General features: G+C 42.8%; 7 protein-coding genes. 4 read left to right on the top strand and 3 right to left on the bottom strand.

Annotation, left to right across the window (positions count from 1 at the left end; genetic code table 11):
- Positions 1 to 416: 416 nt before the first annotated feature.
- The gene (locus DW835_RS06815) at positions 417 to 962 is read right to left on the bottom strand and encodes a hypothetical protein (protein ID WP_118669208.1); all 546 of its coding nucleotides are present in this window, start codon (positions 960 to 962) and stop codon (positions 417 to 419) included.
- Between the two features lie 193 nt (positions 963 to 1,155).
- Here DW835_RS06815 and DW835_RS06810 point away from each other — a divergent pair, with 193 nt between their 5' ends.
- Entirely contained in the window at positions 1,156 to 2,520 is a 1,365-nt protein-coding gene (locus tag DW835_RS06810; protein ID WP_118669209.1) for an MATE family efflux transporter, read from the top strand.
- Here DW835_RS06810 and DW835_RS06805 read toward each other — a convergent pair.
- The gene (locus DW835_RS06805; protein ID WP_118669210.1) at positions 2,441 to 4,429 is read right to left on the bottom strand and encodes a sugar-binding domain-containing protein; all 1,989 of its coding nucleotides are present in this window, start codon (positions 4,427 to 4,429) and stop codon (positions 2,441 to 2,443) included. The genes DW835_RS06810 and DW835_RS06805 overlap by 80 nt on opposite strands.
- 135 nt (positions 4,430 to 4,564) lie before the next feature.
- Here DW835_RS06805 and DW835_RS06800 point away from each other — a divergent pair, with 135 nt between their 5' ends.
- From DW835_RS06800 to DW835_RS06790, 3 genes are all read left to right on the top strand, one after another.
- Complete coding sequence (locus DW835_RS06800; protein ID WP_118669211.1) at positions 4,565 to 6,385, top strand: ABC-F family ATP-binding cassette domain-containing protein; 1,821 nt, start codon at positions 4,565 to 4,567, stop codon at positions 6,383 to 6,385.
- A 270-nt stretch (positions 6,386 to 6,655) separates the two neighbouring features.
- A complete protein-coding gene (locus tag DW835_RS06795) occupies positions 6,656 to 8,194 on the top strand; it encodes an RNA-binding domain-containing protein (RefSeq protein ID WP_118669212.1) in 1,539 nt (512 codons plus the stop codon).
- 192 nt (positions 8,195 to 8,386) lie between these two features.
- Positions 8,387 to 9,658 (top strand): RNA-binding domain-containing protein, encoded by a 1,272-nt coding sequence (locus tag DW835_RS06790; RefSeq protein WP_118669213.1) that lies wholly within the window; start codon positions 8,387 to 8,389, stop codon positions 9,656 to 9,658.
- Positions 9,659 to 9,871: 213 nt separating this feature from the next.
- Here the strand turns inward: DW835_RS06790 and DW835_RS06785 are convergent, their stop codons facing one another.
- Positions 9,872 to 10,708 carry an AraC family transcriptional regulator gene (locus DW835_RS06785; protein ID WP_118730901.1) on the bottom strand — a complete coding sequence of 279 codons (837 nt, stop codon included), beginning with the start codon at positions 10,706 to 10,708 and terminating at the stop codon, positions 9,872 to 9,874.
- Positions 10,709 to 10,748: the final 40 nt, after the last annotated feature.

Raw genomic sequence — 10,748 nt, 5'->3', positions numbered from 1 at the left:
GTATGCGGTGCCATGTCGAAGATGTTTGTCGGAGGATGTTGATATTTTCTAGAAAAGTGCTGAAAGGCAGGGGGAAAGCGGACACGATGTCCGCGTCAGCCGATTGTCGACATGGATGTCGACTGTAGGCGGCCCCGTCATGACGAGAACTACTCATCACTTTTCGTAGAAAATTCACATCCGGAGACCTTACATCGAGACATGTGTATCGCATGCTCCGGGAGTTCGTCTGGTTTAAGGCTCCCTCCGCTACGAACCATGCCTATTCATAAGATTGTCAGCAAGGAACGCTGTCAATCTTATTTCATAGACGGCTGTCGCCGTATAAAAATAGAGTGAACCAGTCTCGCTTGTGCGCAAGCGCCCATCGAGGTGTTCCACTCTATTTTTGCATGGCTCGTAGCTAGGCTAACTTTCTATTTAGCAGGAGATTTCTTCCGGGCTTTCACAACATACACAATGGCGATCACCACATCCGCACAGTAGATAAAACATCCGATCCCCATGAAGATGGCACCCGGCAGGGAGACAAGCCTTTCTTTGCGCATGCGAATACTGCAGCCGATGGAACTGATGCCGGTGAGCAGGATCGTCAAAAGATCAATGAGTACTGCCCACAGGAGAAAGCCGATGCCCCAGACACTCATGGCAAGTCCGATGAAACCTAGGATAAAGTGCATGATATAAGCAGGAATCTGAATTCCTTTGATGATCAGGTTCATCCGGGCAGCCTGCCCTGCAGTCAATTTTCCCCTGGCGGTCTGTACCGCATTGACGATTACGATGACAAAGGAATACAGGTTATAGATGACTGCGATGATAAGCAGGACAAGCAGGGAGATATCCGTGGTATCCTCTGGCAGTACGCCTACAAACAGGAAGAAGACAGCAAGAATCAATACATAAATATAAGGATAGATAATTACAGGTATCATTTTCAGATATTTCAAAAATTCGTTCATGACAATTCCCCTCTCATAATAACAATGCTTGTAAAAAAATGACAAAAAGAGTATAGCAAAAAAACATAAAATGTGCAAAAAAAGATATTGCTTTTTTGGAGCGCCGCGTATATACTCTCAACGATAGAAATAACAGGAAACACTGATAAATTCAGTGCTTGCGGTTGATTTGAAAAATGGAGAGGTTATTACCATGACAAAAGACCTGACAAAAGGCAGCCCCATGAAACTTATCATCAGCTTTGCTGTGCCGTTATTATTCGGATTTTTATTCCAGCAGTTCTATAATCTGGTAGATACCATGATCGTAGGACGGTTTCTTGGTGTGGATGATCTGGCAGCAGTAGGCTCTACCGGCTCCATCAACTTCCTGGTCATCGGTTTCTGCATGGGTGTCTGCAATGGATTTGCCATCCCCGTGTCCCATAAATTCGGTGCCGGAGATTATGTGGGCATGCGCAAATATGTGGCCAACTGTGCCTGGCTGGGACTTGCCTTTTCCGTCATCATGACCGTGGTGACGGCGATCCTGTGCCGGGACATTCTGGTATGGATGAAGACGCCCGCCAACATCATTGACGGGGCGCATAACTATATTTTCATTATATTTATCGGTATTCCCACGGTATTCCTGTACAACATCGTGGCAGGCGTGATCCGTGCAACCGGCGACAGCAAGACTCCTGTGGTATTCTTAGTGCTGTCTTCCATTATTAATATTGTGCTGGATCTGTATTTTATCATATCCCTGCACATGGGCGTGGCGGGGGCAGCCTGGGCAACGGTGATCTCCCAGGGAGTCTCAGGTGTGGCATGTCTGGTCTATATGGTGAAAAAATTCGAGATCCTGCGAATCCACAGGGAAGAATGGAAAGTGGACGGACATATGATGATGGTGTTGTGCGGCATGGGAGTTCCTATGGGGCTACAGTATTCCATTACCGCCATTGGCAGTGTAATCTTACAGACTGCAGCCAATACCTTAGGTTCTGCGGCAGTTGCGGCCATGACTGCAGGCGGCAAGATCGGTAACTTCTTAGCCTGTCCTTTTGATGCCATGGGTTCCACTATGGCAACCTACGGTGGACAGAACGTGGGAGCCGGCAAACTGGACCGTCTTGGCAAGGGACTTAAATCCTGTGTACTGTTGGGGGTAGGATACTCTGTGATCGCATTTTTGATTGCAGTATTTTTCGGCGGTCCGCTGGCGCAGCTGTTCGTGGACGGCGGCGAGGCAGAGATCATTGCCAACGTGTGTGCTTTTCTGTTATGGAATACGGCATTCTATATTCCGCTTGCACTGGTGAACATTGTCCGTTTCCTGATCCAGGGTATGGGTTTCCCGAAATTCGCCATTTTAGCAGGTGTCTTCGAAATGATCGCCAGATCCTTGGCAGGCTTTGGACTGGTGCCAATCATCGGCTTCACCGGGGTATGCCTGGGCAGTCCCATTGCCTGGATCATGGCGGATGCATTCCTTATTCCGGCTTATTTCCATGTGAGTAAGGTGCTGCAAAAGAGGATGGTGCCGCAAACGGATGTCCCACAGGCAGTTTGACGATACGCCGGTCGTAAGTCACCAGACCGTTCACCTCTTCTTCCACATCGGAGAGCTGCGTATATACCGCACCGCTCAAGCCCTTTGAGATCAGAGGAAATAATTGTCTGGAAAATAACTGCTTTAGGGCAGCAGCCATCTCCTCCGGGGTGTCATATTTCTGATATCCGTAGACCCGGTCCACACTGGAATGCCCGTCGATGTGACAGGCGTAGCCACCATATTCCGAGATAACGAAAGCCCTTTTTTCATCCAATTTTACCTGTAACGGACGGAAGTAGTTATGAATACTGCGGAAATCCCCGCCTTTCTGGTCGAACCAGCCGCTGGCATGGTCTATCGGACGGGTGGGGTCTTTTTTTGCCACCATTTTCGCAATACGGGCAGCATCGAACTGTCCCCAGCCTTCGTTGAAGGGCACCCATACGGCGATGGAAGGGACATTGTACAGGTGATCTATGGTGTCAAGACATTCCTGTTCCCAGCTTTTCCGGCCTTCTTCCGAACCACGGGAGAACAGCTCATAATGATTATCCTTCGTGTGGGCGGACATGTGGGGGAACAGTGTGGGCATATAGCATACCCAGGGCATATGATAGGTAGAGCCGCCGCTGACCATATCCTGCCATACGATCATGCCCAGACGATCGCAGTGATAATACCAGCGCAGAGACTCGAGCTTGATATGTTTCCGGAGCATATTGAAGCCCAGCCCTTTTGCGAGGCTGATATCATAGACAAAGGCCTCATCGCAGGGAGCAGTCATCAGCCCGTCGGACCAGTAGCCCTGATCCAGGATCCCGTGGAGAAAATAGGGCTTGTGATTCAGACAAAACCGCAAAATTCCCTTGGAATCCTTTTCGACTGAGAAACATCGCATGGCAAAATAACCATCCACAGTATCCTCATCGGCGTTCAGGGTAAAAGGATACAACCAGGGGTGTTCCGGGCTCCAAGACTTGAAATTTACCGGCTCCGGTGCATCAGCAGGATCCGTTGCAGAATAGGTGACGCTGGCGGGAAAAGAAAGCACAACCGTGGTATGCGTGAGCCCAAAGGAATCCTGTTGCTCAGAAATTTTACGTACACGCATCTGCGTGAGTGAACCGGTATTTTCCTGTGCGAGGGTTCCGTCGCAAGAGGGGGCACTTATCCGGAATTCCAGATGGTTGAACGGCTTCGGAGAACACAGAACGAAGGTTACGGAAGCCTTGTTGTACTCGGGGGTGATCTTATAATTGATCACATAGTTTTTCGGAACCCATTCGTACCAGACACTCTGCCAGATGCCGCTCTGGGCGGTGTAGAACATGCCGCCGCGGTTCAGGGTCTGCTTGCCTCTGGTGGCATAACCGGTGTCAGTCAGATCCCGGACTTTTACATAGAGAGATACCGGATCTGCGTTTACATATTCTGTGATGTCTAAGGAAAAAGGAAGGTAGCCGCCACTGTGAGTGCCAAGCTTCTTTGTGCCGAGGAAAACGGTTGCTTCCTGATCTACCGCGTCAAAATGCAGAATGCAGCGCATAGTTTCCTCTTTTTGGGAAAGCTCTTCCGTGGAAAAAGAAAGTTCCCGGTGGTACCACAGGTACTCCGTGGGTTCCAACCGTCTGTGAACTCCGGAAAGCAGGGCTTCCGGCGAAAAAGGCACCCGGATGGAACCCTGAGCGGTAAAATACGCAGAATCTTCCGAAGAACTACTCCCATCTGCGGGCACAAAAGCATATTCCCAGAGACCGTTCAGCATATGGTAATCCGTTCGTTTCATTTGCGGACGGGGATATTCCGGCAGGATATCGTCATAGGAACCGGAGCGCATCATCATTTCACCCCAGGGAGTATAGAGGGAATGCAGGATGTCTTCCGGGTGCGCCTGATTCAGATTCGCAGCAGCATCTTTTAAGTTCATGCGAAAACCTTCTTTCCTAAAATAGATTATTTATAGTATACTACATTTGGAAGTATAGCACATGAAAAATGATACGATTCTTTGAGAAAAAAGTTCGTATAAGCTATGCGTAAATTCTAAAAAGAGGTTATACAGATGAATATACTGACTGTTGACAATATTACCAAAAGTTATGGAGTACGCAAGATTTTTGACGGAGCCTCCTTTTTCCTGCAGGAAGGGGAAAAGGCCGGAATCATTGGTATTAACGGAACCGGAAAATCCACTTTGCTAAAAATGATTGCCGAGCTGGAGGAGGCCGATGACGGTACCGTGATCAAGGCAAATCACTGTCTGGTGCGTTACCTGCCCCAGAATCCGGAGTTCGCACCGGAAGAGACCGTACTGGAAGCGGTGCTTCGGGGCAACCGCATGGAGGAAAACGCCGGAACCATCGAGGCGGATGCCAAAAGCATGCTGACGAAGCTGGGCGTTACGGAATTTGACCAGCCCTGCGGGCAGTTGTCCGGTGGACAGCGCAAGCGTCTGGCACTGGTATCGGTACTGTTGTCCCCGGCAGAGATCCTGTTATTGGACGAGCCTACCAACCATCTGGACAATTCCATGTCTGACTGGCTGGAGGATCAGCTGCGCCGCCGCAAAGGCGCTATGATCATGGTTACACATGATCGTTATTTTCTGGACAGTGTCACTGACCGGATCCTGGAACTGGACAAAGGGAAGATTTATTCCTATGATGCCAATTATTCCGGCTATCTGGAACTGAAAATGCAACGGGAGGAGATGGCACAGGCCAGTGAGAAAAAACGCCTGAATATCCTACGCAATGAGCTTGCCTGGGTACAGCGGGGCGCCAGAGCCCGCTCTACGAAGCAGAAGGCCAGATTGCAGCGTTTTGAGGAATTGAAAAATGTGAAGGGACCCGTGACGGACGGCAAAGTGGAACTGACTTCCGCAGCATCCAGACTGGGCCGTACCACAGTAGAGATCGAGAATGTATCCAAAAGCTATGGCGATAAAGTGTTGATCCGTGATTTTACCTATCTGTTCGGCAAGGACGACCGGGTGGGATTTATCGGCCCTAACGGCAGTGGTAAGACCACGCTGATGAAAATGATCCTGGGTGAAGTGGCTCCGGACAGCGGACATATTGAGATCGGGCAGACCGTGAAGCTGGGATATTATGCCCAGGAGATCGACGACACCATGATGCATCCGGAACAGAGAGTCATTGATTATATCCGGGATGTGGCAGAATATATCACCACGGAGGATGGACAGATCACGGCAGCGAGAATGCTGGAGCGGTTCCTGTTTTCCGGGGAAGACCAGTACGGACAGCTGGGAAAACTGTCCGGCGGAGAGCGGCGCAGACTGCAATTATGCAAGGTACTGATGGGGGCACCCAATGTCCTGATTCTCGATGAGCCTACCAACGATCTGGATATTGCCACCCTGCAGGTACTGGAGGATTATCTGGATACCTTCCCAGGCATCGTCATCGTCGTGTCCCATGACCGGTATTTTCTGGATCGTGTGGTCCGCAGGATCTTCGCCCTGGAGGATACCCGCATGGTGCAGTATGAGGGCGGTTACACAGATTATGCCAATAGGAAAGCTGCGGAGGGGAACACAGAGAGCACAGGAACGGCGGCAGCATCCCAGCCGAAGAACGCCGATGAGGAAACTACTTCTAAAAACTGGAAAAACGGACAGAAACGCAAATTAAAATTCACTTACCAGGAACAGAAAGACTATGAATCCATTGAAGGCGAAATGGCAGCATTAGAGGATAAAATTGCAACTTTGGAAGCGGATTTTTCAAAATATGCCAGTGATTTTGTGAAGCTGAATGAACTGACAAAAGAAAAAGAAGCTGCGGAACAGCAGCTGGAGGAAAAAATGGAACGCTGGATGTACTTAGAAGACCTGGCAGCAAGAATTGCGGAGCAGTAGAGATTAGTTTAGTGGATAGTATAAAATAAAATGAAGTATCTTTCTGGACAGAAGTTAGTTGAAATCTACAATATATTTGGCCTGTCTAGAAAGTATGGAAATGAAAGCAGTTGGGTGGTATTTGGATGAATTATTGGAATATGTCATTGCTAGTAATAGATGTGATGAGTTATTGCGTTATCTGTTTAGTTTAATAGAGATAAGTTTAGGGATTTTTTAAAACGGAGAACTCTCGGAGATATTAATAACCAAAAAGGCAGGTAGAAGCATATGCGAATTGAAGATATTCAAAGAATGGCCCATGACATTCTGGAAAAAGGCAGCATAGAAAATGATTATATTGAATATAAAAAGTCTGCGACTTTTAAAGATAAGATATTAAAGACAATCTGTGCATTTGCCAATAATTACATGAATAGAGAGATTGGTTTGCTGTTTATTGGAATAGAGGAAGTAAATGATCCAAAGACGGGAGAAAAAGCCATTCCGAAAAGACCTATTTATGGTATAGAAGAATCGTTGATAGAAAGTACAGAAAATTCGTTGAAACAATTATTGGCGAATATTTATCCTAAGGTGAGTTATCATCTGATTACAGATGTTGTTGATGATAGGAATTATATTATTGTAGCAGTAGAACCGGGAACTTCCGGACCTTATCAGACAAGTGATAAGGCAGAAAGTGACAAAGATATTTCATTAAAAGCCGGTAGATACATCAGAGTAAAAAGAGATAGCCGTTTGCCAAATTTTAAAGAGGAATATGAATTGTTACGTAAATTTGCTCATGATGTATTCAGCTCCAATTTGAATGAGACAGCAACTCTGGATGATTTGAGTTACGAATATATGAAGGAGTACTTGATTTCTACAAATGCTAGAGAAGATATCAGAAATCAGTCCAAACTGGATATGGCAAAAAGTATGGGATTAATTAGTGAAAGTGAATATGGTGGGTATCGTGCGAAAAATTTTGCTGTATTAATGTTTACAGAGAAACCAGATAAATTCATACCTTATGCTCATGTGGAAATAATTAGGGAAGCTATTGGAACGGATAAGATGGAAGCTAAAATTTTTGATGGTCCGATTTGGATACAGGCAAAGCAGGTTAGTCGATATTTTAAGGACAATATTATGGCTTCCTATACTGTTAGGGATAGCGAGACGATAGAACATAGAATCGTTTATAATTGGCCATTAACGGTTTTTGAGGAACTGGCAACAAATTGTATTTTGCACAAACAGTATGAGTCACCTAATTATATCGGTATTTATATTTATAATGATAGAATAACATTTGTGAACCACAATCGGCCTGTGCCTCCTGTTACAATTGAGGCAATGAATAAAGAAACCCGATTTGATGATCGGCAGTATTTGAATCCGGAGCTAAAAGAAATGTTTTTTGCACTGGATTTGATAGAGTCATATGGTTCGGGAATTCGACGTGCGAAGGATGCATTAAAAGAGAATCATTCACCGGAATTGCAATTTTTGCCGGATAACGACACTGATGATTATACAATGGCAGTGGTCATGATTAATGATGAATTTGCAGCTATTCGTGAGGAAGAGCAGAAGAGTTCGGATGTCACCAAAGAAATTACCAAAGAAATTACCAAAGAAATTACCAAAGAAATTAAGAAGTTAATGAAAGAAAATCCGGCAATTAGTGCTAATGAAATAGCAGAGATGCTGAATGTGAAAGCAGAGGCAGTGCGCTATCGAATTAAATTGATGAAGAAATCTGGAGAAATTATAAGAAAAGGTGCTACTAAAGCCGGTGAATGGGAAGTAATTGAGTAAAATAAAAAATTGACAACTAAAATGAAACAAATATTTATCTGCTTTGTGTAGTGCTTATGATTAGGAGAAAGGGTATGGCATGGGTTGAATTTAATAATGATGTATATTCGAGAAATAAAGTAAGAGTGTCAAAAGTTATTATTGCCATTATATATAAAATGAGAGCCAAAAACTATGTAAAGGACACGTAAGATGATAATAGATACAGTAGAAATTTCGAATTTAGGATTATGGGAAAATTTATTTTTAAAATTTGATAAAAGTATAAATATAATACAAGGGGAGAATGGGGTTGGGAAAACAACTTTACTTGCACTATTGTATTCATTATTTCACGATTCTGGAATAATCAAATTTACGAATAAAAATCAAGAAGCATATATATGTATGAATTTGCATGATTCCAAAGAAAAATTAGTTTTAAAAAAGGTATATAAAAAAGGACAATCTGGATATTTTGTATCATCTTTTGCAGATATAAAGAAAATTGCAAGAATGGAAGAAAACAAGGTGTTTATTTTTAGTGGAGAATTTCTGGATTATGATTGTCAATTGAATACTAAAATGATAAAGAATGCGATGAAATTATTAAAAAATGTTGATATGGAAAGGTATTTTTCTTTGGCATATGAAGGGGTATATATGTCTCAAGGTCAACAAAGCGTTATACAAATTTTAAATTTGCTATATCTTATTCCTTCAAATAGTATTTTATTATTAGATGCACCTTTTGCTAAAGTGGATTCAAAAATTAGAAATAATTTGATAGAAGTTATGAAAAGATTAAAAGATGTTCAAATTATTTTAACTACCACTATAACTGAAGAAACAGAAGAAAATGTAATATACTTGATAAGAACCTGCAAAGATATAATATCTACTCGACCTCAATTTGATTATAATAAAATTTTTAAAAATAATATGAAGCAAATAATGAGGGGGCAAGAAAAAAACGAAGAAGGAAAAATAATTGTAAAGTATATGTTAAATCAGGAAGTGAAGGAAACTGAAAAGAGAAATATAGAGTATAAGGAAATAAAGGGTAGTAGTCCAATAAACGCTATAATTGATGTTGCTGAGATATACATTAATGCTTTTTTAAATAGTCGTGTCGTTGGTATAGGAACAATAAAGTGGGGGATAAGTGATAAAAGAATAGTGAAGGGAGTAAAATTATCTAAAGATGATCAGGATGTTATAAGTAGAAAGATAGCTGAAAGAGTCGGACAGATGAAACCATATGTAAGCTCAGATTGTGTTGAAGTTATATTTCAAAACATAGCTGACGAGAGCAAGATTATTGAGGAGTTGTATGTTGTAGAAGTAGTAGTAAAAAGTTGGACAAATGACATTTTATTTTCTACGTCCAAAGGAGAGGTATATATAAAGACAGAAGGTGGAAAGAAAAAATTAGATGCATATGGAATTCAGGAAGAACTGAGAGGACGTTTGAATGGATTTTAAAATATAAAATAATTTTGCATATTGTGTTTACTTTGAAAAATAGCAATGCCCAAGAAAAAGATTTCAGAGCATATAATACAATACCAGAGAAACCAAAGAGCAGATTTCAGAAGTATGTAACGAAAAGGTAAACGGATTGATTAAAACCTCTAAGTAAGGCTTGATACCCACAAAGAAATTAGTTAAAGGAGCAGACAGAAAAAGTCTGTTCTTTTATTTATTTATCTGCTTTCTGTACTTTAACGGAGAAACACCAACAATTTTTTTAAATGAATCAGAAAAATAATTGCTGTTGTCATAACCGCATTGACCGGCAATCTCCATAATGGGCAGATTTGTATTAACAAGTAATGCCATGGCATGAGAAATTTTTATCCCTGTGAGGAAACGGGAGTAGGTGGTATCCAAACGGGATGTAAACAGTCTGGAAAGATAGGAATCAGACAGGTGTACTGCCTCTGCCGTTTCTCTCAGGGAAGGATCCTCTACATAGTGGCACTGAACGTAATGGATTGCATTTATTAAGGAAAAATGAGTTTCTTTCAGAATGACATCATTTTGGGAAGAAAACGTTTTTCCGCGTAATGCTGTTGCGAAAAATTGTATAACAAGTCCCTGAATAATGGTATTGGAGTAATTGTCATAATTATTCCATTCATGTTCTATAAGTTTAACGAGCTGATCGATTTGTTCGATGGCCTGTGGAGTGAGAGTAATGCTGATTTGGTCATAAAGCATATTAAAACGCTCCTGCCCGATTACGGAAATGATATATTCTGCCACGGATTCCCGAAATTTTATATCAATATTTTCATAGATTCCCTCAGAAATATAAGTAGTACGATGTATGAGATTTTTGTGAATGAACTGAATTGTGCCGGGATGTACAGTTACCGTTTTTTGAGGAGTAATGATGATACGGTCCCCGGAAATCATATAACCAATGCCGTACATATTTTCATAGGATGCAGCGGTATTCATAGAGTAATGGTTGTCACGTTTCTTATGATTTACCTTGAAATTGTAGTCTGGATGGATTGGTGCCGGCACGGTAATTCTCCTTATGCGTATTTAATGGAATAACAGCTTT

It is taken from the genome of Clostridium sp. AM34-9AC, assembly GCF_003480225.1.
In the GTDB taxonomy this organism is placed as follows: Bacteria; Bacillota; Clostridia; order Lachnospirales; family Lachnospiraceae; genus Acetatifactor; species Acetatifactor acetigignens.
The sequence above is the reverse complement of the archived record's forward strand: the minus strand, read 5'-3'. Positions and strand labels throughout refer to the sequence as shown.

Bases quoted from the DNA above. Each gene is read 5' to 3' on its own strand.
- DW835_RS06815 (WP_118669208.1), bottom strand. From the start codon at position 962: ATGAACGAATTTTTGAAATATCTGAAAATGATACCTGTAATTATCTAT.
- DW835_RS06810 (WP_118669209.1), top strand. From the start codon at position 1,156: ATGACAAAAGACCTGACAAAAGGCAGCCCCATGAAACTTATCATCAGC.
- DW835_RS06805 (WP_118669210.1), bottom strand. From the start codon at position 4,429: ATGAACTTAAAAGATGCTGCTGCGAATCTGAATCAGGCGCACCCGGAA.
- DW835_RS06800 (WP_118669211.1), top strand. From the start codon at position 4,565: ATGAATATACTGACTGTTGACAATATTACCAAAAGTTATGGAGTACGC.
- DW835_RS06795 (WP_118669212.1), top strand. From the start codon at position 6,656: ATGCGAATTGAAGATATTCAAAGAATGGCCCATGACATTCTGGAAAAA.
- DW835_RS06790 (WP_118669213.1), top strand. From the start codon at position 8,387: ATGATAATAGATACAGTAGAAATTTCGAATTTAGGATTATGGGAAAAT.